General features: G+C 31.0%; 27 protein-coding genes. 26 read left to right on the forward strand and 1 reads right to left on the reverse strand.

Translation table 11 applies throughout. From position 1 onward, the window contains the following. Positions 1-6 precede the first annotated feature (6 nt). Entirely contained in the window at positions 7-702 is a 696-nt protein-coding gene (ung, locus tag AJN56_RS05615; RefSeq protein ID WP_002854281.1) for a uracil-DNA glycosylase, read from the reverse strand. A 270-nt stretch (positions 703-972) separates the two neighbouring features. On the opposite strand from ung, the gene aspA reads away from it, so the two are divergent. The 26 genes from aspA to tolB all read left to right on the forward strand — a co-directional run bounded on the left by aspA (position 973) and on the right by tolB (position 23,552). Then, on the forward strand, positions 973-2,379 hold the full coding sequence (gene aspA, locus AJN56_RS05620) for an aspartate ammonia-lyase (protein WP_002854440.1): 1,407 nt from the start codon (positions 973-975) through the stop codon (positions 2,377-2,379). Positions 2,380-2,395: 16 nt separating this feature from the next. Beyond that, positions 2,396-3,733: an anaerobic C4-dicarboxylate transporter gene (locus AJN56_RS05625; RefSeq protein ID WP_002857725.1), complete on the forward strand. Its 1,338-nt coding sequence runs from the start codon at positions 2,396-2,398 to the stop codon at positions 3,731-3,733. Positions 3,734-3,840: 107 nt separating this feature from the next. After that, entirely contained in the window at positions 3,841-5,202 is a 1,362-nt protein-coding gene (locus AJN56_RS05630) for a COG3014 family protein (RefSeq protein ID WP_002857765.1), read from the forward strand. 9 nt (positions 5,203-5,211) lie between these two features. Further along, entirely contained in the window at positions 5,212-5,580 is a 369-nt protein-coding gene (locus AJN56_RS05635) for a DUF1425 domain-containing protein (protein ID WP_070246428.1), read from the forward strand. 23 nt (positions 5,581-5,603) lie between these two features. Next, positions 5,604-6,227, forward strand: a complete 624-nt coding sequence (lpoB, locus tag AJN56_RS05640) for a penicillin-binding protein activator LpoB (RefSeq protein ID WP_002857753.1) — start codon at positions 5,604-5,606, stop codon at positions 6,225-6,227. A gap of 81 nt (positions 6,228-6,308) precedes the next feature. Beyond that, positions 6,309-7,646, forward strand: a complete 1,338-nt coding sequence (locus AJN56_RS05645; protein WP_002857751.1) for a DUF6844 domain-containing protein — start codon at positions 6,309-6,311, stop codon at positions 7,644-7,646. Between the two features lie 9 nt (positions 7,647-7,655). Then, a complete protein-coding gene (locus AJN56_RS05650; protein ID WP_002857763.1) occupies positions 7,656-8,858 on the forward strand; it encodes a CsgG/HfaB family protein in 1,203 nt (400 codons plus the stop codon). Positions 8,859-9,016: 158 nt separating this feature from the next. Further along, positions 9,017-9,325 carry a 50S ribosomal protein L21 gene (gene rplU / locus AJN56_RS05655; RefSeq protein ID WP_002778820.1) on the forward strand — a complete coding sequence of 103 codons (309 nt, stop codon included), beginning with the start codon at positions 9,017-9,019 and terminating at the stop codon, positions 9,323-9,325. Between the two features lie 10 nt (positions 9,326-9,335). Beyond that, positions 9,336-9,590, forward strand: coding sequence for a 50S ribosomal protein L27 (gene rpmA, locus AJN56_RS05660; RefSeq protein ID WP_002800974.1), 255 nt, complete (start codon positions 9,336-9,338; stop codon positions 9,588-9,590). A 105-nt stretch (positions 9,591-9,695) separates the two neighbouring features. After that, a complete protein-coding gene (gene obgE / locus AJN56_RS05665; protein WP_002857785.1) occupies positions 9,696-10,766 on the forward strand; it encodes a GTPase ObgE in 1,071 nt (356 codons plus the stop codon). Between the two features lie 87 nt (positions 10,767-10,853). After that, a complete protein-coding gene (gene proB / locus AJN56_RS05670; protein ID WP_002851769.1) occupies positions 10,854-11,609 on the forward strand; it encodes a glutamate 5-kinase in 756 nt (251 codons plus the stop codon). Between the two features lie 73 nt (positions 11,610-11,682). Continuing rightward, positions 11,683-12,600, forward strand: coding sequence for a methionyl-tRNA formyltransferase (gene fmt, locus AJN56_RS05675; protein WP_002857720.1), 918 nt, complete (start codon positions 11,683-11,685; stop codon positions 12,598-12,600). Beyond that, on the forward strand, positions 12,563-13,216 hold the full coding sequence (locus AJN56_RS05680) for a biotin--[acetyl-CoA-carboxylase] ligase (RefSeq protein WP_002857777.1): 654 nt from the start codon (positions 12,563-12,565) through the stop codon (positions 13,214-13,216). The genes fmt and AJN56_RS05680 overlap by 38 nt, the downstream gene beginning before the upstream one ends. Continuing rightward, on the forward strand, positions 13,213-13,998 hold the full coding sequence (locus AJN56_RS05685) for a ParA family protein (protein WP_002851697.1): 786 nt from the start codon (positions 13,213-13,215) through the stop codon (positions 13,996-13,998). Before AJN56_RS05680 ends, AJN56_RS05685 begins: the two co-directional genes overlap by 4 nt. A 5-nt stretch (positions 13,999-14,003) precedes the next feature. After that, positions 14,004-14,840 carry a ParB/RepB/Spo0J family partition protein gene (locus tag AJN56_RS05690; protein ID WP_002857730.1) on the forward strand — a complete coding sequence of 279 codons (837 nt, stop codon included), beginning with the start codon at positions 14,004-14,006 and terminating at the stop codon, positions 14,838-14,840. 60 nt (positions 14,841-14,900) lie between these two features. Beyond that, a complete protein-coding gene (locus tag AJN56_RS05695) occupies positions 14,901-15,326 on the forward strand; it encodes a FoF1 ATP synthase subunit B' (RefSeq protein ID WP_002857723.1) in 426 nt (141 codons plus the stop codon). A gap of 10 nt (positions 15,327-15,336) precedes the next feature. Beyond that, positions 15,337-15,849, forward strand: coding sequence for a F0F1 ATP synthase subunit B (locus AJN56_RS05700; protein WP_002851681.1), 513 nt, complete (start codon positions 15,337-15,339; stop codon positions 15,847-15,849). Between the two features lie 2 nt (positions 15,850-15,851). Then, entirely contained in the window at positions 15,852-16,373 is a 522-nt protein-coding gene (locus tag AJN56_RS05705; protein ID WP_002851861.1) for a F0F1 ATP synthase subunit delta, read from the forward strand. 13 nt (positions 16,374-16,386) lie between these two features. Further along, the gene (gene atpA, locus AJN56_RS05710) at positions 16,387-17,892 is read left to right on the forward strand and encodes a F0F1 ATP synthase subunit alpha (RefSeq protein WP_002857732.1); all 1,506 of its coding nucleotides are present in this window, start codon (positions 16,387-16,389) and stop codon (positions 17,890-17,892) included. A gap of 8 nt (positions 17,893-17,900) precedes the next feature. Beyond that, positions 17,901-18,785, forward strand: a complete 885-nt coding sequence (gene atpG / locus AJN56_RS05715) for an ATP synthase F1 subunit gamma (RefSeq protein ID WP_002857743.1) — start codon at positions 17,901-17,903, stop codon at positions 18,783-18,785. 24 nt (positions 18,786-18,809) lie between these two features. Beyond that, complete coding sequence (atpD, locus tag AJN56_RS05720) at positions 18,810-20,207, forward strand: F0F1 ATP synthase subunit beta (protein WP_002852005.1); 1,398 nt, start codon at positions 18,810-18,812, stop codon at positions 20,205-20,207. 3 nt (positions 20,208-20,210) lie between these two features. Further along, entirely contained in the window at positions 20,211-20,600 is a 390-nt protein-coding gene (gene atpC, locus AJN56_RS05725; protein ID WP_002851752.1) for an ATP synthase F1 subunit epsilon, read from the forward strand. After that, positions 20,600-21,154, forward strand: coding sequence for a MotA/TolQ/ExbB proton channel family protein (locus AJN56_RS05730; protein WP_002868765.1), 555 nt, complete (start codon positions 20,600-20,602; stop codon positions 21,152-21,154). The genes atpC and AJN56_RS05730 overlap by 1 nt, the downstream gene beginning before the upstream one ends. A gap of 8 nt (positions 21,155-21,162) precedes the next feature. Next, positions 21,163-21,552, forward strand: a complete 390-nt coding sequence (locus AJN56_RS05735; RefSeq protein ID WP_002866730.1) for an ExbD/TolR family protein — start codon at positions 21,163-21,165, stop codon at positions 21,550-21,552. Between the two features lie 2 nt (positions 21,553-21,554). Next, on the forward strand, positions 21,555-22,334 hold the full coding sequence (locus AJN56_RS05740) for a TonB C-terminal domain-containing protein (protein WP_002868764.1): 780 nt from the start codon (positions 21,555-21,557) through the stop codon (positions 22,332-22,334). A gap of 9 nt (positions 22,335-22,343) precedes the next feature. Continuing rightward, on the forward strand, positions 22,344-23,552 hold the full coding sequence (tolB, locus tag AJN56_RS05745; RefSeq protein ID WP_002868763.1) for a Tol-Pal system protein TolB: 1,209 nt from the start codon (positions 22,344-22,346) through the stop codon (positions 23,550-23,552). Positions 23,553-23,554: the final 2 nt, after the last annotated feature.

Here is a 23,554-nt window from a genome sequence, read left to right on the forward strand (position 1 = left end):
AATTTTTTAAACTATTTTCCAATCTATAGGAATTTTACCAACTTTTTTTAAAAATTCATTAGCCTTTGAAAAATGCTTACAACCTAAAAATCCTGTTCTAGCTAAAGGGCTTGGGTGGGCTGCTTTTAAAATCAAATGCTTAGTATTATCAATCAAAATCTCCTTGCTTTTTGCGTAATTTCCCCAAAGCATAAAAACAAGTCCTGATTTTTCATTACTTAATTTATGTATTATAGCATCACTAAATTCTTGCCAACCCCACGAACTATGACTAGCTGCTTTATTTGCTTCAACGCTAAGAATAGAATTTAAGAGCAAAACTCCTTGTTTTGCCCAAGAGCTTAAATCTCCGCTTTTTGCTGGAGTGATGTTTAAATCATTTTGCAATTCTTTAAAAATATTATTAAGACTTGGTGGGATTTTTACATTTTTTGGAACCGAAAAACTAAGCCCCATTGCTTGATTTGGTTGATGATAAGGATCTTGTCCTAGGATAATAATTTTAATTTCTTTTAAAGGACATAAATTAAAAGCATTAAAGATTAAATTTGCAGGTGGATAAATAATTATATTTTGATTAATCGCATTTAGGTATTGTTTTTTGATTTCTAGAAAATATTTTTTTTGAAATTCGTCTCTTAAAAATTCTTTCCAGTCATCATTTATTTTAATCTTATCTATGTTTATTGTAATTTCTTCCATATTATCCCTAATTATTTAAATTATTAAAAATTTTATTCTAACAAAAAAGCTTGCAAAAATATATTAATTTTTTTTGAAGTAAATAAAATTTTTTATATTAATAAAAATTAAATATAAAGACATAATAGGATATAAAAATACTTAATTTATTGTATTTGAAAGTAGTTTTCTTATTAACCAATTATTAACTAAAAATGCAATATCATTATTTTATGATTTAAATCAAAAATTTTTGATTTTAAATTAAAATACTTTTATGAAAGGTTCAAAATGGGAACAAGAAAAGAACATGATTTTATTGGGGAATTAGAAATCTCTGATGAGGTTTATTATGGAGTGCAAACTTTTAGAGCTGTTGAAAATTTTGATATTTCTCATGATAGATTAAAAGATTTTCCTCGCTTTGTTAGAGCTTTGGCTAGAGTAAAAAAAGCTGCAGCTATGGCAAATCATGAATTAGGTCTTTTGGATAAAAATATCCAAGATGCGATTATTAAAGCGTGCGATAAAATTTTAGAAGGCGGGTATTATGATCAATTTGTAGTAGATATGATCCAAGGAGGTGCTGGAACAAGTACAAATATGAATGCTAATGAAGTTATAGCAAACATAGGACTTGAACTTATGGGTCATAAAAAAGGTGAATACCAATATCTTCATCCAAATGATCATGTTAATTTAAGTCAAAGTACTAATGATGCTTATCCTACAGCTTTACACCTTGCCTTGCATGATTATTTAAGCGATTTGGCAAAAGCTATGGAACATCTAAAAAAAGCTTATGAGAGAAAAGCTGAAGAATTTAAAGATGTTCTTAAAATGGGTAGAACCCAACTGCAAGATGCTGTACCTATGACTTTAGGTCGTGAATTTAAAACTTTTGCCGTAATGATAGGTGAAGATATACAAAGAGTATTAGAAGCTAGAAAATTGATTTTAGAGATCAATTTGGGTGGAACTGCTATTGGAACGGGAATTAATTCTCATCCTGATTATCCGAAGGTTGTAGAAAGAAAAATAAGAGAAGTGACAGGTTTTGAATATACTGTGGCTGAGGATTTGATCGAGGCGACTCAAGATACGGGAGCTTATGTACAAATTTCAGGTGTTTTAAAACGTGTTGCAACAAAACTTTCTAAAGTATGTAATGACTTAAGACTTTTAAGCAGTGGTCCAAAATGTGGTCTTAATGAGATTAATCTTCCAAAAATGCAACCAGGTAGTTCTATCATGCCAGGTAAGGTAAATCCTGTTATTCCTGAAGTAGTTAATCAAGTTTGTTATTTTGTTATTGGAGCAGATGTAACTGTAACTTTTGCTTGTGAGGGTGGACAATTACAACTTAATGTTTTTGAACCAGTTGCAGCGTATAGTTTATTTAATTCTATTGTAATGCTAGAAAAAGCAATGTATACTTTAGCTGATAAATGTATAGATGGTATTACTGCAAATGAAAAAATTTGTTCAGACTTCGTCTATAATTCAGTAGGTATAGTAACAGCTTTAAATCCTTATATTGGCTATGAAAATTCAGCTTCTATAGCTAAAGAGGCAATGAACACTGGAAAAAGAGTGGCTGATATTGCGCTTGAAAGAGGGCTTTTAAGTAAAGAACAAATTGATGAAATTTTAACTCCATCAAATATGCTAAATCCTCACATGGAAGCTAAAAAATAGCATTTTAGGATTTAATATGGATATAATGATAATTTTGCAAGTAATCGTCCTTCTTGGGGCGATTTTTATCGGTATTCGCCTAGGCGGTATTGCTATAGGTTATGCTGGAGGATTAGGTGTAGTTATACTAGGACTTGTTTTAGGTATGAAACCTGGTAATATTCCTTGGGATGTTATTTTAATTATTGCTGCAGCTATTGCAGCAATTTCTGCTATGCAACAAGCAGGTGGACTTGATTATATGGTAAGGGTGACAGAAAAAATTTTAAGATCAAGCCCTAAATTTATAAATTATTTAGCTCCAGCTTGTGGGTGGTTGCTTACAATCTTAGCAGGAACAGGAAATGCAGTATTTTCTTTAATGCCTGTTGTAGTTGATGTTGCAAAATCTCAAAATATAAAACCTAGTGTTCCACTTTCATTAATGGTTGTTTCTTCGCAAATTGGAATCACTGCTTCTCCTGTGAGTGCAGCTGTGGTTTATATGAGCGGCGTTTTAGAGCCACTTGGATGGAATTATCCAACTTTAATTGGAATTTGGATCAGTACAACTTTTATAGCTTGTATGCTTACAGCTTTTATAGTGAGTTTAATCACTCCTATGGATTTAAGCAAAGATAGCGTTTATCAAGAACGTTTAAAAGCAGGACTTGTTAAAGATGCAGGAGCTATTTTACATGGTGAAGATAAACCAGGTGCTAAACTTTCAGTAGGAATTTTCTTGATCACTGTTTTGGCAGTTGTGCTTTATGCAACCGCAATTTCAAGCAATATTAAATGGATTGATCCTGTTGTGGTTCCAAGAGATGCAGCTATTATGAGCTTTTTACTTACTGCAGCAACTTTGATCACTTGGCTTTGTAAAGTTGAACCAGGTAAAATTCTTGATACCAGTGTATTTAAAAGTGGTATGACTGCTTGTGTTTGCGTTTTTGGTGTAGCATGGCTTGGAAATACTTTTGTTGCAGGACACGAAGCTTCTATTAAAGAAGTAGCAGGCGACTGGGTTAAACAAACCCCTGCTATGTTAGCAGTTGCATTTTTCTTTGCAAGTATGCTTTTATATTCTCAAGCAGCAACCGCAAAGGCCATTGTACCTGTAATTATCACCGCTTTAGGAATTTCAGCAGCAAATCCGCATGATTCTTATATGCTTGTAGCTTGTTTTGCAGCAGTTTCGGCACTTTTTGTGCTTCCAACTTATCCAACCTTACTTGGTGCTGTGCAAATGGATGATACAGGAACGACTAGAATTGGTAAATTTATATTTAATCACTCTTTCTTTATACCAGGAGTTTTAGCTATTGCAATTGCTGTAGCATTAGGCTTTGTATTAGCTCCTATGCTTATTTAAATCAAACCCTAGGTTTTTCTCTCCTAGGGTTAAAATTTTTTCATTAGTTTTTAAGTATATACTACGCTATAATATTCATTTTTAATTTTCTTTAAGAAAGGAATTTAATGAAGATAAAAGTTGGGTTGATTTTTTCAGGTATTGTTTGCCTTTTTTTAACAGCTTGTGTTAATCAGGTTAAACAAAATACAACATTTGAAAATGCTCTAACACAAAAATATTGTGGTGATGATTTTTTCAATCAAAATTTAGAAAAAATTAAAAAAAATGATGATGTCATTTATACAGGATTAAATGCAGGTTTGATTGCTAGAAATTGTGGTGATTTTAACAAAAGTAATGTATTTTTTGATGCTGCGGAAGAATCTTATAAATATGATGTGGATTTAGAAAATGTAGGCTCTAAAGCAGCTAAATTTGTTGGTACAACCTTGCTTAATGATACTATAGTTGATTATGATGGTTCTTTATATGAAAGAATTATGGTTAATATATATAAAGCTCTAAACTATATGGAAGAAGATGATTATGAAAATGCAAGAGTTGAGTTTAATCGTGCTTTAATGCGTCAAGATAAGGCAAAAGAATATTTTGCTAAAGAAATTGAGAAAAATCGTGCTGATTTAGATAAGGCAAAAGAAGATAAAAATTATGATAAAAATATGAATGAAAACTCAAAAGTTATAGAAGCACAATACGATAACTTGTTTAAAGAGTTTGATACAACAAAAAATTTCATAAATCCTTATGCGACTTATCTTGCTTCAATATTTTTCTTTATGGATAAAGATTATAGAAAAGCTACAGATTTATTTAGAGAAGTAGCTATTATTTATCCAAAAAATAAAACTATCAAAAAAGAGGCTAAAATTTTTAAAGAATATGCCACAAAAATAAAAGTCAAAAAAGCTAAAAAATATGTTTTTGTAGTTTATGAAAATGGATTTGGTGTAGTTAAGGATGAATTTGCTTTAACCTTACCTTTTATAGTGGATAAAAAAATTATTAGCACAAATATTGCTTTACAAACCTTGAAAAAAAGGGAAGCTTCTTTTGCAAATTTAAATATAAATGGTCAAAATACAAATGATTTTGTAGATTTAGACAATATTGTTGCTACTGAATTTAAAATAAATATGCCTGCAATGATTGCTAAAGCCTTAGCTCAAACTATAATTAAAACCACTTTAAATGTAGCTGTTGCAAATAATGACTCTACAGGTGGATGGCTAAGTCTTGCAACAGCAGTAGCAACTGCTGCAACCAACAAAGCTGATGTGCGTTCTTGGAGAGGTTTACCAAAAAGTATTGCCATGGCAACAATAGAAAACGACGGAAATTTAGAAATCAAAGATCCACAAGGCAATATTTTGTTTCAAAAATCATTGGATAAAAATAAAAATGCTCTTGTGATAGTGCGTTCTTTTGCTCCGTATTTACCTGCAAGTGTTGCTATCATGGAAAAATAAGGCTAAAAGATGAAAAAAATTATTTTATTTATTTTAATGTTTTTACTTAGTGCTTGTGCACCAAGTTATCAAATAAATTCAAATCAAAATACTGTAATTTTAGGTTCAAATTTACCAAAAAGTTTAGTAAAACAATTTCAAAAGCGTATAAATAGCAATGGTTATTTAGAATTTGAAGTGATTTTACGCAGTACTTTTGCTAAAGATGTAATTTATAAAGTGGATTGGTTAGATAAAGATGGTTTTGTGCTAAGAGATGTTTTAAATGAGGACTATCAAGCCCTTAGAATTCCAGCAGGACAAGAGGTGATTCTTCGTAAACTTGCATCTGATATAAGAACGAAGGATTTTAGATTAGAAATTAAAGCAAAAAATTAATCTCATTTTAGGAAGGATAAATCATGAAAAAAACAAAAATTTTAGGAACAGCTCTTATTGGAGCTTTGCTTTTTAGTGGTTGTGCGCAAACAGCTTATACAGATGGAAAGGCAAGTCAGGTGAAAAAAGGGGATGCTTTAACCTTGGGTCTTGATAGACAAGATTTTGAAAGTGCAGCTGAAACTATGATAAATAGTATGTTAAGCGATCCTGCTTTTGCAAATATTAAACCAGGTACAAGAAAGGTTATTGCTATTGGTAGGGTTGTGAATGATACCCCGCAAAGAATCGATACTGAAAAACTCACCGCAAAAATCACTTCTGCATTAAGAAAATCAGGTAAATTTGTTCTAACTTCAGCAGTTGCTGCAGGCGGAGCACTTGATAGCATGAGTGAAGATGTAAGAGAATTAAGAGATAATGATGAGTTTAATCAAAAAACCATAGCAAAAAAAGGGACATTGGTATCGCCTGATTTTTCTCTTGCGGGTAAAATTAGACAAGATAATGTAAAACTTAGCAATGGTAAAACTCAAGTAGAATACTTTTTCTTACTAAGACTTACTGATTTAACATCAGGTTTAGTTTATTGGGAAGATGAACAAACTATCGATAAAACCGGTTCTAGTAAAACAGTTACTTGGTAAAATAAAAATTAATTTATGAATAAAATTTTTAGCTCAAGTGTTTAGCTTGAGCTTTTTTTATGATTTTTAAAAGGATATGAAATGAAAAAAATATTATTTATCGGCTCTTTAGTTATGGCAAGTTTACTTTATGCACAAGGTTCCCAGCCTGTAGAAATTACACAACAAGATATAAATACTCAAAATGAAATGTCTGATGCAAGTACTAAGGATATTACCCCAAAATCAATTGAAGATTTTTTTGAAGAATTTGCGGATAATTTCGGTATAGAATATGGTATAACCAAAGATGGAAAAACTTTTTATACAGGAAAAAGTACTGTTGCTGTAAATGATACTGATCCACAATTTGCACAAGCTTTACAAAATGCTTATCAAAAAGCAATGTTAAATTTGCAAAGTGAATTTATAAGAGATGTTTTTGGAAGAATTGCTACAAGCAGGATTCAAAATTATGAAGCAGATAATTCTACTAATGCTAAGGAATTTGATGAATTGCCAAAAGGTGATAAGGTTGATCAAATTTTAAATAAACTTACACAATTAGCTGGTGCTCAGCTTGATAAGGCATTAAAAGATTTAGGTATAGATACAAATTCTTTAAGCGAAGATAGAAAAAAGACTTTATTAAAGCAAGAATTTCTTAATAAAACTATGACAAATGCCATAGGTTCTATGAGTGGACTTGTTCCTGTGCAAACTATAGTTACACAAAGAAGAGGTGAGTATGATGTAGGTGTTATTGCTGTTATTTCCAATAAAACTCGCCAATTAGCAAAAGATATGGCACTAGCAAGACAGAGTGCTATTAAGGGTAAAGGCAAGGCAATAAGTGAGTATCTGCCAAAAGATACAAAAGGCTTTTTAAATGAATATGGAATTCGCTTAGTTTATGATGAAAATGGTGCGCCTATTATTTTAAGTTATGGAAACTGGGGTTATGTAGCAGATCCTAGCAATGCTAAAAAAACAAATATTTTAGAAGATAGAGCCAAAGAAACAGCACTTACTATGGCTGATGCTGCTATTATAGAGTTTATTAATACAAATTTAAGTCTTAAAGATGAAAGAACAACTGGTGATACTTACGAGGAAATCATCAAACAAAGTATTAATGTTAATGATAGTTCCACTCAAGAACAAACTCAAAACATAACAAATATTATTGATAAAGTAAATAGTAAAATAAAAGCAAGCGCAAGCGGTAAAATTCGTGGTATTCGTACTCTTAAAAAATGGAGCTATACAAGTGAAAATGGTATTGAACATGTAGGAGCTGTGAGATTTTATTCTTATGAAAATTTAGCTAACACAAATGAGGCTTTAAATTCAAAGTCAAATGCAACAAAAAATGAAGCTAAAAAATCTTCTAGCATACAAAGAAGCTCTAATGTTGTAAATAGTATGGATGATTTTTAAAGGTAAAAGATGAAAATAATTAAAATTCTTTTTTTAGGATTATTTTTAAGCCTAAGTCTTAATGCTAAAGTTGTGACTACAACTTCAACAAAATCAAGCACAGGCGAAGGCACAGGCTTGACTAGGGAAGATGCGATAAACAATGCCATTATAGAAGCTATAGGAAAAATGAGTGGAGTAAGCATCAATTCTCTTAAGAAATCTAACACTAGCGTTTCAACTGATAATTCAGGTTCAAATATACAAGATAATTACAGCGAGCAAATTTCAAAAGCCACCAAAGGTAGAGCTGATACTTATGAAATCAATAGTGTTGAACAAGATGCAAATGGTAAATATACAGCCAATGTAACGATTTTTAAAACCACAACAACAAAAAAGTATCAAGTTCCAGGTTTAAGCGCAGATAATAGAAGAAGTATTACTGTTTTTGATTCTACTCCAGATGCTGCAAAAAGAGGTATAGGCTCAGCTTTGCAACAAAAAATCATTTCTGATTTATTGCAAAGTCGTAAATTTAATGTTTTAGACCGTGATTCTAGTGGCTATTATGAAATGGAAAAAGCTTTAATCAAAAGTGGCGACGCAGCTAGCGATGAAGTTTATAAACTTAAAAATATGTTAGCAACAGATTATATTTTATTGTTTTCTATTTCAGGACTTGAAGGTAAACAAAAAACAAGCAATTTAACAGGAAAAAGCAAAACTGAAATTGAAGTTATCGTAGATTATCGTGTGCTTTTATTTGCTACAAGACAAATTAAATTTTCTAATACTTTAAGCATGAAAGTCAATCTTAAAGACAATAGTCTTAGTGCCAATGAAACCGCACTCAAACAAATTGCAAATCGTATAGCAGGAGATATTTTAAACGCAATTTATCCTTTGAAAGTTGCAAGTGTTGAAAACAATGAAGTAATATTTTCTCAAAGCTTAAATCAAGGTGATGTTTATGAATGTTTTGCTCTTGGGAAGGTTATAAAAGATACTTATACAAAAGAAAATACAGGAAGAGTAGAAAGCAAAACAGGAAGTATTGAAATCACTCGCACAAGCCCTAAATTTTCTTATGCAAAAATCACAGAAGGTAGTGTAAAAGTGGGCGATATTTGCAGACCTTTAAGTAATACTGGTAGTGGAAATGGCTACACTATAGGTCGTGATGCAAATTATCAAACCCAAGAAGGCGGCGGAGTAAATCTAGGCTTTTAAATTTTTAGAGTTTGATTTTTCTCAAACTCTAAACTCTTTCTTAAATTCATCAAAAATTAAAGAAAAATTTTGTAAAATCGAAATTTTATTAAACCACTAAAGCTTTTAAATCCGTTATTACGGTGCTTTATGGTACTACCAATTTATAAGGAAAAGCAATGTATGCTATTATCAAACACAGCGGAAAGCAATACAAAGTAAGTGTTGGCGATGAGCTAAAACTAGATCACTTTGAAGCTGAAAGCAAAGCAAGTATTGAAGTAAGCGAAGTTCTTGCTATCAATGATAAAGAATTAAAGGTAGGTGCGCCTTTCGTAGCAGGTGCAAAAGTTGTTTTGGAAGTGATCAATCACGGAAAAGATAAAAAAGTTGTGATTTACAAAAAAAGACGCAGAAAAGATTCTAAACTCAAACGCGGTTTTAGAAGACAATTTACTCGCGTTGTAGTAAAAGATATCAAAGCTTAAGGAGTAAAGAATGGCACACAAGAAAGGTCAAGGTTCAACTCAAAATAACCGCGATTCCATAGGTCGTCGTTTAGGTGTTAAAAAATTTGGTGGCGAGTTTGTTAGAGCTGGAAATATCATCATCCGCCAAAGAGGAACTGCAACTCATGCAGGTAACAATGTAGGCATGGGAAAAGATCATACTATCTTTGCTCTAATTGATGGTTTTGTAAAATTCGAAAGAAAAGACAAAGATAGAAAAAAAGTTTCTGTATATCCTGCATAAGTTTTTAGGACGCTTTTTAGCGTCTTGAAAACTTTAAATTTATAAATTTAACTTCTTTTATTTACTCAAATTTAGCTTTATAAATTTAAAGTCAAAGGCAATTAAATGTTTATTGATAGTGTTAAAATTACTTTAGCTTCAGGCGATGGTGGCAAAGGTGCTGTAAGTTTTCGCCGTGAAAAACATGTTCCACTTGGTGGCCCTGATGGAGGAGATGGTGGAAATGGTGGTGATATTATTTTCGTATGTGATAATAATACCCACACTCTTGTAAATTTCAAAGGCAAAAGAGAATTACGCGCGCAAAATGGTGCTGGTGGAATGGGACGCAATAAAAATGGCAAAAAGGGTGAAAATTTAGAACTTATAGTGCCCGAAGGAACGCAAGTTATCGATGCACAAACCAATGAAATTTTACTTGATCTTACCGAAGAAGGACAAAGAGAGCTTTTTTTAAAAGGTGGAAAAGGTGGACTTGGCAACACCCATTTTAAACACGCCACCAATCAACGCCCCGATTACGCACAACCTGGTATAAAAGGAGAAAGTCGCTTAGTCAGACTTGAACTTAAACTTATTGCCGATGTAGGGCTTGTGGGCTTTCCAAATGTGGGAAAATCTACTCTTATAAGCGTTGTTTCAAATGCAAAACCTGAAATTGCAAATTATGAATTTACCACCCTTACTCCAAAACTTGGACTTGTAGATGTAAATGAGTATAATTCCTTTGTTATGGCTGATATTCCAGGGATTATCGAAGGAGCAAGTGGGGGTAAAGGCTTAGGACTTGCCTTTTTAAAGCACATAGAAAGAACGAGCTTTTTACTTTTCGTGCTAGATCCTATGAGGCAAATGCCTTTAAAAGAACAATTTATAGTACTAAGAAAAGAACTTGAAAAATTTTCCAATGAACTTTTTGGGCGTAAATTTGGCATCATGATTTCAAAAAGTGATAGTGTTCGTTTAGGAGAGGAATTTGCCGAGCAAATTGCTTTAAACATTAATGAGTTAGACAATTATCTCAAAGAAATAAATAATCCACAAAGCTTTTTAATCAAAGTCTCAAGCCTTGAAAAAACAGGACTTAAAGAACTTAAATTCATGCTTTTAGAAGAAATTAAAACTTTAAGAAATAACAAAAAAAATTTTAACAATCTAGGAAGTGTTTTATATTAAAAATTTCAAACACTCCCTATTTTTTCAAAAATAACTAGTTTATATGAAATTTTGGCTAAAATTATAAAAATTTTTCAAGGAATAAGCATGAAAAGAATAGTTGTTAAAGTGGGTTCTCATGTGATTAGCGAAGAAAACACTTTAAGTTTTGAGCGTCTTAAAAATTTAGTCGCATTTTTAGCTAAACTCATGGAAAAATATGAAGTGATTTTAGTAACTTCAGCGGCTATTTCAGCAGGACACACCAAACTAGATATCGATAGAAAAAACCTCATTAATAAACAAGTTTTAGCCGCTATTGGACAACCTTTTTTAATCAGTGTTTATAACGAGCTTTTAGCCAAATTTAATAAACTAGGTGGACAAATTTTACTTACAGGTAAGGATTTTGACTCTAGAAAAGCTACCAAACACGCAAAAAATGCTATCGATATGATGATAAATTTAGGAATTTTGCCTATTATCAATGAAAATGACGCTACAGCTATAGAAGAAATTGTCTTTGGTGATAATGACAGCTTAAGTGCTTATGCTACGCATTTTTTTGATGCGGATTTGCTTGTGATTTTAAGCGATATTGATGGGTTTTATGATAAAAATCCTAGTGAATTTAGTGATGCAAAGCGTTTAGAAAAAATCACTCATATTAAAGAAGAATGGCTACAAGCAACCATAAAAACAGGTAGTGAGCACGGAACGGGTGGTATAGTAACCAAACTTAAGGCAGCTAAATTTTTACTTGAACACAATAAAAAAATGTTTTTAGCAAGTGGCTTTGATTTAAGTGTGGCAAAGACATTTTTATTAGAAGATAAACAAATAGGTGGAACTTTGTTTGAGTGATTAATTTATTAAATTCTCTTTTAAAATCAAATAAGTTATAATTAAAACTTTTAATTTCACACAAAGCGAAAAAATGAAAAAAATTATTTTTATGGGTACTCCATCTTATGCAACTTGTATTTTAAAAGCACTAGTAGAAAATGAAAATTTTAAACTCGTAGCACTTTTTACCCAGCCTGATAAAGCCGTAGGTAGAAAGCAAATTTTAACTCCAAGTGATACTAAGGCTTTTTTAAGTCAAAATTATCCTAGTATTCCTATTTTTACTCCAAGTTCTTTAAAAGATGAAAATATTATAAGAGAGATTAAGGATTTAAATCCTGATTTTATTGTGGTTGCTGCCTATGGAAAAATTTTACCTAAAGCCATTTTGGATTTAGTACCTTGTGTGAATTTGCACGCTTCTTTACTTCCAAAATACCGTGGTGCCAGTCCGATTCAAAGTGCGATTTTAAATAAAGATGAAAAAAGTGGAGTTTGCACCATGCTGATGGAAGAAGGGCTTGATACAGGTGCTATACTTGAAAGCTTAGAGTGTGATATAAAAGATAAAAATTCAAGTGAAGTTTTTGAACTTTTAGCAAATTTGGCCGCTAAGCTCATCCTCACCACTCTTTTAAATTTTGATAAAATTACCCCTAAAAAACAAGAGGAAAGTCTAGCAACGCTTTGTAGAAAAATCAAAAAAGAAGATGGGCTTATAAATTTGCAAAATGCAAGAGAACTTTATCAAAAATATCTAGCTTTTACCCCTTGGCCTGGAGTTTTCTTGGAAAATGGACTTAAATTCTTAGAACTTGAACTTGTGGATGAATTAAAACAAAATGCTAGGATGGGTGAAATTTTAGAATTAGAAAAAGAAAGTTTTTTGCTTGCTTGCAAACAAGGAGTTTTGCGTATTAAAAAACTTCAAGAAAGTGGAAAAAAAGCTCTTGATGGTAGGACTTATTTAAATGGAAAAAGGCTTAAAAGTGAAGATAGTTTGTGTTGAAAGTATAGACTCAACTCATCTTTTTTTATGCGAGCAAATACGCAATGGAAAGATTGATGGAAATTTTGCTATTTATGCTTTAGAACAAACAAATGGAGTTGGAAGTAGGGAAAATTCTTGGCAAAGCTCTAAAGGAAATTTACATCTTTCTTTTTGTATTAAAGAAGAAGATTTGCCAAAAGATTTACCTTTGGCTTCTGTAAGTATTTATTTTGCTTATTTACTTAAAGAACTTTTACAAGAAAAAGGTTCTAAAATTTGGCTTAAATGGCCTAACGATCTATATTTAGATGATAAAAAAGCTGGAGGGGTTATAAGTGCTAAAATTTCAAATTTTATCATAGGCGGTATGGGTTTAAATCTGAAATTTTCACCCCAAAATACAGCTTTATGCGATATAGAAATTTTGCTTAAAGATTTAGTGAGTGAGTTTTTGCAAAAAGTAGAAAAAAAAATTTTATGGAAGAATATTTTTAGCAAGTATATGTTAGAATTTGAAAAATCAAGAAAATTTAGCGTCCATCATGAAGGTAAAGTTTTTTCACTTGAAAATTCTTTTTTGTATGAAGATGGTTCAATTTTACTAGGTGATAAAAGGGTGTATAGTTTAAGATGAGCGAAATTATTACAATAGCAAATCAAAAAGGTGGAGTAGGAAAGACTACAACAGCAGTAAATTTAGCCGCTTCTTTAGCTGTGGCTGAAAAAAAAGTACTTTTGATTGATGTTGATCCGCAAGCTAATGCGACTACAGGACTTGGTTTTAATCGTAATAATTATGAGTATAATATTTACCATGTTTTTATAGGAAGAAAAAAGCTTTCAGATATTATTTTAAAAACAGAATTGCCACAACTTCATTTAGCTCCTTCAAATATAGGTCTTGTAGGTATAGAACAAGAGCTTGCTAAAGGTGAAAATAATGAGAAAAAGATGCTGCTTAAAAATCAAATTCAAGAAGTGATTGATGAGTATGATTTTATTATTATTGATTCTCCGCCTGCTCTTGGAAGTATTACTATAAATGCTTTTGCAGCAAGCGATAGTGTAATTATCCCTATACAGTGTGAATTTTATGCGCTTGAGGGCGTGGCTATGGTTTTAAATACAATTAAAATTATCAAAAAAACTATTAATTCTAAACTCAGGGTTCGTGGATTTTTACCGACAATGTATAGCTCTCAAAATAATCTTTCTAAAGATGTTGTAGATGATTTGAAACAAAATTTTAAAAAACAACTTTTTACTATTAATGGAAACGAAGATGACTTTATTGTGATCCCTCGCAATGTAAAACTTGCAGAAAGTCCAAGTTTTGGAAAGCCTATAATTCTTTATGATATTAAATCGCCAGGTTCTGTTGCTTATCAAAATTTGGCGTATTCTATATTAGGATAATTATAATGGGATTAAATAAAGATAGGGGTTTAAGTAGTTTAATCAGTGATATGGATACTGTTTATAGTAAAGAATTGGGTTTTGATAAAAATCAAAGCACTATGATAGAAATTGATCAAATTTCACCCAATCCATTTCAGCCAAGAAAGAATTTTGATCAAGAAGCTTTAGATGAGCTTGCTAATTCTATCAAAGAATTTGGACTTATTCAGCCTATTATTGTATTTAAAAAAAATAATAAATTTATTTTAATTGCTGGAGAACGTCGCTTAAGAGCAGTGAAAGCATTAGGAAAAAAAGAAATTCTAGCTTTTATTGCTGATATTGATGAGAATAAGCTTAGAGAATTGGCTCTTATTGAAAATATACAAAGAGAGAATTTAAACCCTATTGAGCTTGCTAATTCTTATAAGGATTTAATGCAAGTTCATAAAATTACTCAAGAGAATTTAGCAGAACTTATTCATAAGTCTCGTACTCAAATAACAAATACTTTAAGACTTCTGAATTTAGATATTAGAACTCAAGAGTTGATTGCTTCTGGAAAAATTTCTCAGGGTCATGCTAAAGTTTTGGTTGGCTTAGGTCAAAAAGATGAAAAAATGTTGGTTGATAGCATAATAGGTCAAAAACTTAATGTTAGAGATACTGAAAAAATAGTTAAAAAAATAAAAAATAATGAAAGCTTACCTAATCAAGAATTTGAAGATGAAATAAAAAAATTAAAACAAATACTAAATCGCTTTGGATTTGACTGCAAAAATAAAAATAATGATTTTGTAATTCATTTAGAAAATATTGATAAAATTAAAAAATTAATCAAAATGCTTGAAAAGCTTTAACCAAAATCTTAGCTTTTTTATGGTAAAATAGTCCTTCGAAAATTCTAACCAAGGAGAATTATGTTTGAAGATATGCATCCTTCCATAATGCTTGCTACTATGGCTATTTTTTTAGCTATGATAGTTATTTTAAATAGTATGCTGTATAAGCCGCTTTTAAAATTTATGGATGAAAGAAATGATTCTATAAAAAATGATGAGAATAAAGTAAAAGAAAATTCTCAAGAAGTTTTAGGTGTGAATGATGAATTAGAAGCTATTCATATTAACACTAGAGAAGAAATTCAAAAAATTAAACAAAGTGCTATAGCTGCTGCTAAAGAAGAGGCAGAGCAAATTCTTAGAAGCAAGAAAGAAGAATTAGAAAGAAAAATGGCCAGTTTTTATGCAGATTTAGCCGTTCAAAAAAAAGAGTTGCAAGAACATTTAAACATACATTTACCTGAGCTTAAGCAAGCTTTGCAAAATAACATAAAGAAAATTTAAGAGGAGAGAAATGAGTAAGTTATTCTTTATTATATTTTTGCTACCTTTGTATGCTTTTGGTGCATCAAATGGTAGTGGAGAATATGATATTATTCCAAGGACTATTAATTTTCTAATTTTTGTGGCTATATTGTATTATTTTGTTGCAACTCCATTTAAAAATTTTTACAAAAACCGTATTGTAAAAATTTCTTCTAAACTTGATGAAATTCAAAAAAAACTTTTAGAAAGTAAAGCTAAGAAATTAGACACGATGAAAAAACTTGAAGAAGCTAAGGCAAGTGCTGCTGCCGCTTTAATTACAGCAAAAAAAGAAGCTGAAATTTTAGTTCAAAATATTAAAAAAGAGACTCAAGATGAGTTAGATTTACTTCAAAAACATTTTGAGGAACAAAAAGATTATGAATTTAGAAAAATGGAAAAAGAATTAGTATCAAATACTTTAAATGAAATTTTTTCTGATCCAAATATGACATTAAAACAGAGTGAAATAATAGAACTTATGATGAAGAAGGTATCTTAAATATGGAAAATATAATTGCAAGAAGATATGCAAAAGCGATAGCTTCAAGAGCTGATATAAATGATTTTTATCAGAATTTGTGTATTTTAAATTCTGCTTTTGTTTTGCCAAAATTTAAAAATATTATAGAATCTAATGAGATTAAAAAAGAAAGAAAAATGGAATTTCTTGATTCTTTTTTTGATATTAAAAATTCTAGTTTTCAAAATTTTTTAAGACTTTTGATTGAAAATTCAAGATTAGAATGCATTCCTCAAATAGTTAAAGAACTTGAAAGACAAAAAGCTTTTAAAGAAAATATTTTTGTTGGTATTGTGTATTCTAAAGAAAAATTAAGTCAAGAAAATCTTAAAGATCTTGAAGTAAAACTTAACAAAAAATTTGATGCAAATATTAAATTAAACAATAAAATCAGTCAAGATGATAGTGTTAAAATAGAATTAGAAGAATTAGGTTATGAACTTTCTTTTTCTATGAAAGCTCTTCAAAATAAGTTAAACGAATATATATTGAAAATTATCTAAGGAGAAAAAGTAAATGAAATTTAAAGCTGATGAGATCAGTTCAATAATCAAAGAAAGAATTGAAAATTTTGATTTAAATCTTGAAATTGAAGAAACAGGAAAGATTATTTCTGTAGCTGATGGTGTTGCTAAGGTATATGGACTTAAGAATATTATGGCTGGAGAAATGGTAGAATTTGAAAATGGTGATAAAGGAATGGCCTTAAACCTTGAAGAGTCGAGTGTAGGTATTGTTATACTTGGAAAAGGAGAAGGTTTAAAAGAAGGTGCTTCTGTAAAAAGACTTAAGAAATTACTTAAAGTTCCAGTAGGTGAGGCTTTGATTGGCCGTGTTGTAAATGCTTTAGGTGAGCCAATTGATGCTAAAGGTGTGATCAATGCTAATGAATATCGTTTTGTTGAAGAAAAAGCAAAAGGTATTATGGCGAGAAAAAGTGTTCATGAGCCTTTACATACAGGAATTAAAGCTATTGATGCGCTTGTGCCAATTGGTCGTGGTCAAAGAGAGCTTATCATAGGTGATAGACAAACAGGTAAAACTACTGTTGCTGTTGATACTATTATATCTCAAAGAGGCCAAGGAGTTATCTGTATATATGTTGCAATTGGTCAAAAGCAAAGTACAGTGGCACAAGTGGTTAAAAGACTAGAAGAACATGGTGCTATGGAATATACTATTGTTGTAAATGCCGGTGCTTCAGATCCTGCGGCTTTACAGTACTTAGCTCCATATACTGGTGTAACCATGGGTGAATTTTTTAGAGACAACGCAAAACATGCTTTAATTGTTTATGATGATTTGAGCAAGCATGCTGTAGCTTATCGCGAAATGTCTTTGATTTTACGTCGTCCTCCAGGTCGTGAAGCTTATCCAGGCGATGTTTTTTACCTTCATTCAAGATTGCTTGAAAGAGCAAGCAAGCTAAATGATGAATTAGGTGCTGGTTCTTTGACGGCATTGCCGATAATTGAAACACAAGCAGGAGATGTTTCTGCTTATATTCCAACTAATGTTATTTCAATTACAGATGGACAAATTTTCTTAGAAACTGATTTATTTAATTCAGGAATTCGTCCTGCAATTAATGTTGGTTTATCAGTATCTCGTGTAGGTGGGGCTGCTCAAATTAAAGCTACAAAACAAGTTTCAGGCACATTAAGACTTGACCTTGCTCAATATAGAGAGCTTCAAGCTTTTGCACAATTTGCTAGTGATTTAGATGAGGCAAGTAGAAAACAACTTGAACGTGGACAAAGAATGGTTGAACTCTTAAAACAACCACCTTATTCTCCGCTTAGCGTTGAAAAACAAGTAGTTTTAATTTTTGCAGGAACCAAAGGTTTCTTAGATGATATTGCTGTTTCTAGAATTGAGGAATTTGAAGATGGAATTTATCCTTTTATTGAGGCAAAACATCCAGATATTTTTGAGCAAATTCGCTCTAAAAAAGCTTTAGATTCTGATTTGGAAGAAAAACTAGCTAAAGCCATTAATGAGTTTAAAGCAAATCATTTATAAGGTCTTTTATGTCTAATTTAAAAGAAATTAAAAGAAAAATTAAAAGTGTTTATAACACTCAAAAGACTACAAATGCTATGAAGCTAGTTTCTACTGCTAAGTTAAAAAAAGCAGAAGAAGCAGCTAAAAGATCAAAAATTTATGCACAAAAAATCGATGAAATTTTGAGTGAAATTTCATTTCAGATCAATAAAATTGTTCACAATGAAGATGATGTGCGTTTATCTTTGTTTCATAAAAAAGAACAAATTAAAACCGTAGATTTAATATTTATCACTGCAGATAAAGGTTTGTGCGGTGGTTTTAATATTAAGACTTTAAAAACAGTAAGTGAAATGCTAAAAGAATATGAAGCAAAAAATATTAATATTCGTCTTAGAGCTATAGGTAAAACTGGGATTGAATATTTTAATTTTCAAAAAATAGAATTGTTAGAGAAATATTTCCATCTTAGTTCTAGTCCTGACTATGAGAAAGCATGTGAAGTAATTCATGCTGCTGTAGATGATTTTTTAAATGGAAATACAGATGAAGTGATTTTAGTTCATAATGGTTATAAAAATATGATTACCCAAGAACTTAAAATTAATCATCTTATTCCAGTTGAACCAAAGAGTATTGAACAGACTCATAATTCTCTTTTAGAGCTTGAACCAGAAGGAACTGAGCTTTTAGAAGATTTAATAAAAACATATTTTGAGTATAATATGTATTATGCGTTAATTGATTCTTTGGCGGCAGAGCATAGTGCAAGAATGCAAGCTATGGATAATGCAACTAATAACGCAAAGGCAAGAGTGAAACAACTGAATTTAGCTTATAACAAAGCAAGACAAGAATCTATTACCACTGAGCTTATAGAAATTATCAGTGGTGTTGAATCAATGAAATAGTAAATTTTAAGGAGAAGATAAATAATGCAAGGATTTATTTCACAGGTATTAGGTCCGGTTGTTGATGTAGATTTTAACGACTATTTACCTCAAATTAATGAAGCAATTGTTGTAAATTTTGAAAGCGAAGGAAAAAAACATAAACTTGTTTTAGAAGTAGCAGCTCATTTAGGAGATAATAGAGTTAGAACTATTGCTATGGATATGACAGATGGTTTGGTAAGGGGCTTAAAAGCTGAGGCTTTAGGTGCTCCTATTAGTGTTCCTGTTGGTGAGAAAGTTTTAGGAAGAATTTTCAATGTTACTGGAGATTTGATCGATGAAGGTGAAGAAATTTCTTTTGATAAAAAATGGGCAATTCATAGAGATCCACCAGCTTTTGAAGATCAAAGCACAAAAAGTGAGATTTTTGAAACAGGGATTAAAGTTGTGGATTTACTTGCTCCTTATGCAAAAGGTGGTAAAGTAGGTCTTTTTGGTGGTGCAGGTGTTGGTAAAACTGTTATTATTATGGAGCTTATTCACAATGTTGCATTTAAGCATAGCGGCTATTCTGTATTTGCAGGTGTGGGTGAGAGAACTCGTGAAGGAAATGACCTTTATAATGAAATGAAAGAAAGTAATGTTTTAGACAAAGTTGCTCTATGTTATGGACAAATGAATGAACCACCAGGAGCAAGAAATCGTATTGCTTTAACAGGTTTAACAATGGCTGAATATTTTAGAGATGAGATGGGACTTGATGTGCTTATGTTTATTGATAATATCTTTAGATTTTCACAATCAGGTTCTGAAATGTCAGCACTTTTAGGAAGAATTCCATCAGCTGTGGGTTATCAACCAACCTTAGCAAGTGAAATGGGTAAATTCCAAGAAAGAATTACTTCAACTAAAAAAGGCTCAATCACTTCAGTTCAAGCTGTTTACGTTCCAGCTGATGACTTAACCGACCCAGCTCCAGCAACTGTTTTTGCTCACTTAGATGCTACAACGGTTTTAAATAGAGCTATTGCTGAAAAGGGTATTTATCCTGCAGTTGACCCACTTGACTCAACTTCAAGAATGCTTGATCCAAATATCATTGGAGAAGAACATTATAAAGTTGCTCGTGGTGTTCAATCAGTGCTTCAAAAATACAAAGATTTACAAGATATCATCGCTATTTTAGGTATGGATGAGCTTAGCGAAGAGGATAAACTTGTAGTTGAAAGAGCAAGAAAGATTGAAAAATTCTTATCACAACCATTTTTCGTTGCAGAAGTTTTCACAGGTAGCCCAGGAAAATATATAAGCCTTGAAGATACAATAGCAGGATTTAAGGGAATTTTAGAAGGTAAATATGATCATTTACCAGAAAATGCTTTCTATATGGTTGGAAATATAGATGAAGCTATTGCAAAAGCGGATAAATTAAAAGGTTAATTTATGAACGATTTGATTAATTTCGAGATAGTTACGCCTTTGGGTGTAATCTATCAAGGAGAAGTAAAATCTGTTACTTTACCGGGTAGTGAAGGAGAATTTGGCGTGCTTAAAGGACATGCTGCTTTGGTTTCTTCTTTAAAATCTGGAGTAATTGATATTGAAAAAGCTGATTTAAACCATGAATTAATTGCTATTGATGCTGGACATGCAAAGGTAGATGAAGATAAGATTTGCGTGTTAGCAAAGGGTGCGGTTTGGGTTTGTGGAAGTGATGAAAGTGAGATTGAAAAAAATCTTGCTCAAGCAAAAGATTTGATTAAATCTATGAGTTCTGATAATGCAGCTTTAGCAGCAACTTTTTCAAAACTTGATAATGCAAGGATGCATTAATGAATTTTGAAGCTATATTTCATTTTTTCAATAATTCAAGTATTATTACTTATATAGTTTTATTATGGCTTTCTTTATATTTTATTTTAGCATTTAGTATTTTGTTTGCTAGATTGACTTATTTGGCTACATGGAGAAATAAGGAAAAAGAAAGTTTAGAAACTTTACTCTTGGGTGAGAAGGATTTAAGTCGTACTGATTCGATTTTAAGAAAATGCAATGATACAACTTCAAATCATTTAGAAATCTATAAAAATTTAGCAAGTCGCCGCGCTTCTGCTGGACTTACTTGGCTTAGTATTATTGCTTCAACTTCACCTTTTATAGGTCTTTTTGGGACGGTTATTTCTATACTTGAAACTTTTGGTGGGCTTGGAACTCAAAATTCTTTAAGTATCATAGCTCCTAAAATCAGCGAGGCTTTAGTTGCTACAGGTTGTGGTATTTTAGTAGCAATTCCTGCTTATACATTTCATCTCATCATTAAAAGAAAAGCTTTTGAACTTTTAAGCATTATTGATAGCGAGATTAAAGTTATAAGTTCGAGTAAATAAGGTTAAAAATGCCATTTGATGATGAAAAACCTGAGCTTAATATCACACCTTTAGTAGATATTATGCTTGTATTGCTTGCGATTTTAATGGTAACAGCTCCAAGCATTACTTATGAAGAAAAAATTAATCTTCCACAAGGTAGTCAAAAAAATACTAGCGCTCCAACTGTTAAGAGTTTAATTATTAGTATTAATGCAAAAAAAGAAATTTTTTTAAATCAAGAAAAATATGATTTTATAAGTTTTGCTGACAATCTTGCTCAAAGAAAAGCACAATTTAATACCGAAGATCCGGTTTTTATACGCGCTGATAAAAGCTTAAAATATGACGATGTTATTTCAGTCTTAAGAAGTGTAAAAAATTTAGGATTTAATAAAGTTGCTTTACAGACTGAATAATCATGAAAAATTATGGTTTGAGTAATTTAAATTCGTTTTTACTTGCTTTAGCAATATATATTAGTATAGTAATTCTTGTTTTTTTTAGACTTGTAAGCGAGGTTGAACCTGCTATACAATATACCGATATAAAAGATAGTTTTGTAGATATTGAACTTGCTGAACCATCAAAACAAGTTATTACTCAAAGCAACACTCCTAAAGAAATACAAAAACCAACAGAGCAAGTTGATATAGAAAAGCTTTTTGCTCAGACTACAAATAAAACAGTTAAAACAGAAGATATTGACCAAAAGGCAAGTAATTTTAATGAGCTTTTTGGAAATATCAAAGAAATACAAGAAGAAAAGACTACAAAAATTCAATCAAGTGCTAAATCAGGAGCTTCTAGCGCCCCAAAACCTCAAGCTTCCGAACTTGTAAAGCAACTTAATGATAGTTTACTTCAAGAAGAAAGTTCAACGCAAGGCCAAAGCACAAAGGCGCAAAAGATTGGAATTTATGATGAATTTTTAGGGAAAGTCGTGCGTATTATCACCCAAAGATGGACTCAGTATTATCCAAATAGTGAAAAAATTTCTGTTAAGGTAAAAATTTTTATTGATGAAAATGGAAAATTTGGCTATACTTCAGTTGAAAAAAGTGGGAATCCTTTATATGATGCTAAAGTGGCTGAATTTTTAGAAAGTCAAAAAGGTAAATTTATTACTTATCCTCCGCAAAATAAAAATATAAGCATTACCATGAATTTAAGAGATGAAGCAAAAGTTAAAAATGATTAGGAGAAAAAAATGAAAAAAATTGTAGCAATTTTTTTAGTCTTTTTAGGAAGTCTTTGGGCAGAAGATCCAGTGATTGATGTTGTTAATTCTGGTGTAGTTTTACCAAAGATTATTGTTAAAGATAATTCAAATTTAAGTGATGAGAATTTAAAGAAAAGCTTTTATAATATCATTGTGAACGATTTGAAAGTAAGTTCAAACTTTGAAGTTGTTGCTAATGCAACTGAGACAAGTAATTATACTTTTGAATACGCTTTAAATAAAAATGGTAACACTTTGAGTTTAAATGTAAAAATAAAAGCTGGCAGTTCTGATAAGTCAGAGCAAACTTATACTTTAAATGGTTTAGAGCAATATCCATTTTTGGCACATAAAAGCGTCAAAGCTTCTGTAAATGCGTTAGGACTTGCATCTGTTGATTGGATGGATCATAAAATTTTGATCGCGAGAAATTCTAGCTCTAAAAAAAGTCAAATTATTATGGCTGATTATACTTTAACTTATCAAAAAGTTATTGTTGATGGTGGGCTTAATTTATTTCCAAAATGGGGAAATAAAGAACAAACTCTATTTTATTATACAGCTTATGATCATGATAAGCCAACTTTATACCGTTATGATTTAAATACCAATAAAGCTAGTAAAATTTTATCAAGTGGCGGTATGGTTGTAGCAAGTGATGTGAGTGTAGATGGAAGTAAACTACTTGTTACCATGGCTCCAAAAGATCAGCCTGATGTTTATTTATATGACTTAAATACCAAAAATCTAACACAATTAACTAATTATTCTGGTATTGATGTTAATGGAAATTTTATTGGCTCAGATGATAGTAAAGTGGTATTTGTAAGCGATCGTTTAGGATATCCTAATATTTTTATGCAAGATTTAAATAGTAATAGTGCTGAACAAGTTGTTTTTCATGGTAGAAATAATTCGGCTGTTTCGACTTATAAAGATTTTTTGGTTTATTCAAGTCGTGAACCAAATCAAGCAGGTGTTTTTAATATTTATTTGATGTCAATTAATAGTGATTATATTCGTCAACTTACGGCAAATGGAAAAAATTTATTTCCAAGATTTTCTAGTGATGGTGGAAGTATAGTATTTATCAAATATTTAGGTGTGCAAAGTGCTTTAGGTGTTATTCGTGTAAATGCAAATAAGACTTTTTATTTTCCTCTTAGGGTTGGAAAAATTCAATCAATTGATTGGTAAAA

It is taken from the genome of Campylobacter sp. BCW_4319 (assembly GCF_001764435.1).
Lineage (GTDB): Bacteria > Campylobacterota > Campylobacteria > Campylobacterales > Campylobacteraceae > Campylobacter_D > Campylobacter_D jejuni.

Coding starts and splice junctions, on each gene's coding strand:
- ung (WP_002854281.1), bottom strand. CDS start 702: ATGGAAGAAATTACAATAAACATAGATAAGATTAAAATAAATGATGAC.
- aspA (WP_002854440.1), top strand. CDS start 973: ATGGGAACAAGAAAAGAACATGATTTTATTGGGGAATTAGAAATCTCT.
- AJN56_RS05625 (WP_002857725.1), top strand. CDS start 2,396: ATGGATATAATGATAATTTTGCAAGTAATCGTCCTTCTTGGGGCGATT.
- AJN56_RS05630 (WP_002857765.1), top strand. CDS start 3,841: ATGAAGATAAAAGTTGGGTTGATTTTTTCAGGTATTGTTTGCCTTTTT.
- AJN56_RS05635 (WP_070246428.1), top strand. CDS start 5,212: ATGAAAAAAATTATTTTATTTATTTTAATGTTTTTACTTAGTGCTTGT.
- lpoB (WP_002857753.1), top strand. CDS start 5,604: ATGAAAAAAACAAAAATTTTAGGAACAGCTCTTATTGGAGCTTTGCTT.
- AJN56_RS05645 (WP_002857751.1), top strand. CDS start 6,309: ATGAAAAAAATATTATTTATCGGCTCTTTAGTTATGGCAAGTTTACTT.
- AJN56_RS05650 (WP_002857763.1), top strand. CDS start 7,656: ATGAAAATAATTAAAATTCTTTTTTTAGGATTATTTTTAAGCCTAAGT.
- rplU (WP_002778820.1), top strand. CDS start 9,017: ATGTATGCTATTATCAAACACAGCGGAAAGCAATACAAAGTAAGTGTT.
- rpmA (WP_002800974.1), top strand. CDS start 9,336: ATGGCACACAAGAAAGGTCAAGGTTCAACTCAAAATAACCGCGATTCC.
- obgE (WP_002857785.1), top strand. CDS start 9,696: ATGTTTATTGATAGTGTTAAAATTACTTTAGCTTCAGGCGATGGTGGC.
- proB (WP_002851769.1), top strand. CDS start 10,854: ATGAAAAGAATAGTTGTTAAAGTGGGTTCTCATGTGATTAGCGAAGAA.
- fmt (WP_002857720.1), top strand. CDS start 11,683: ATGAAAAAAATTATTTTTATGGGTACTCCATCTTATGCAACTTGTATT.
- AJN56_RS05680 (WP_002857777.1), top strand. CDS start 12,563: ATGGAAAAAGGCTTAAAAGTGAAGATAGTTTGTGTTGAAAGTATAGAC.
- AJN56_RS05685 (WP_002851697.1), top strand. CDS start 13,213: ATGAGCGAAATTATTACAATAGCAAATCAAAAAGGTGGAGTAGGAAAG.
- AJN56_RS05690 (WP_002857730.1), top strand. CDS start 14,004: ATGGGATTAAATAAAGATAGGGGTTTAAGTAGTTTAATCAGTGATATG.
- AJN56_RS05695 (WP_002857723.1), top strand. CDS start 14,901: ATGTTTGAAGATATGCATCCTTCCATAATGCTTGCTACTATGGCTATT.
- AJN56_RS05700 (WP_002851681.1), top strand. CDS start 15,337: ATGAGTAAGTTATTCTTTATTATATTTTTGCTACCTTTGTATGCTTTT.
- AJN56_RS05705 (WP_002851861.1), top strand. CDS start 15,852: ATGGAAAATATAATTGCAAGAAGATATGCAAAAGCGATAGCTTCAAGA.
- atpA (WP_002857732.1), top strand. CDS start 16,387: ATGAAATTTAAAGCTGATGAGATCAGTTCAATAATCAAAGAAAGAATT.
- atpG (WP_002857743.1), top strand. CDS start 17,901: ATGTCTAATTTAAAAGAAATTAAAAGAAAAATTAAAAGTGTTTATAAC.
- atpD (WP_002852005.1), top strand. CDS start 18,810: ATGCAAGGATTTATTTCACAGGTATTAGGTCCGGTTGTTGATGTAGAT.
- atpC (WP_002851752.1), top strand. CDS start 20,211: ATGAACGATTTGATTAATTTCGAGATAGTTACGCCTTTGGGTGTAATC.
- AJN56_RS05730 (WP_002868765.1), top strand. CDS start 20,600: ATGAATTTTGAAGCTATATTTCATTTTTTCAATAATTCAAGTATTATT.
- AJN56_RS05735 (WP_002866730.1), top strand. CDS start 21,163: ATGCCATTTGATGATGAAAAACCTGAGCTTAATATCACACCTTTAGTA.
- AJN56_RS05740 (WP_002868764.1), top strand. CDS start 21,555: ATGAAAAATTATGGTTTGAGTAATTTAAATTCGTTTTTACTTGCTTTA.
- tolB (WP_002868763.1), top strand. CDS start 22,344: ATGAAAAAAATTGTAGCAATTTTTTTAGTCTTTTTAGGAAGTCTTTGG.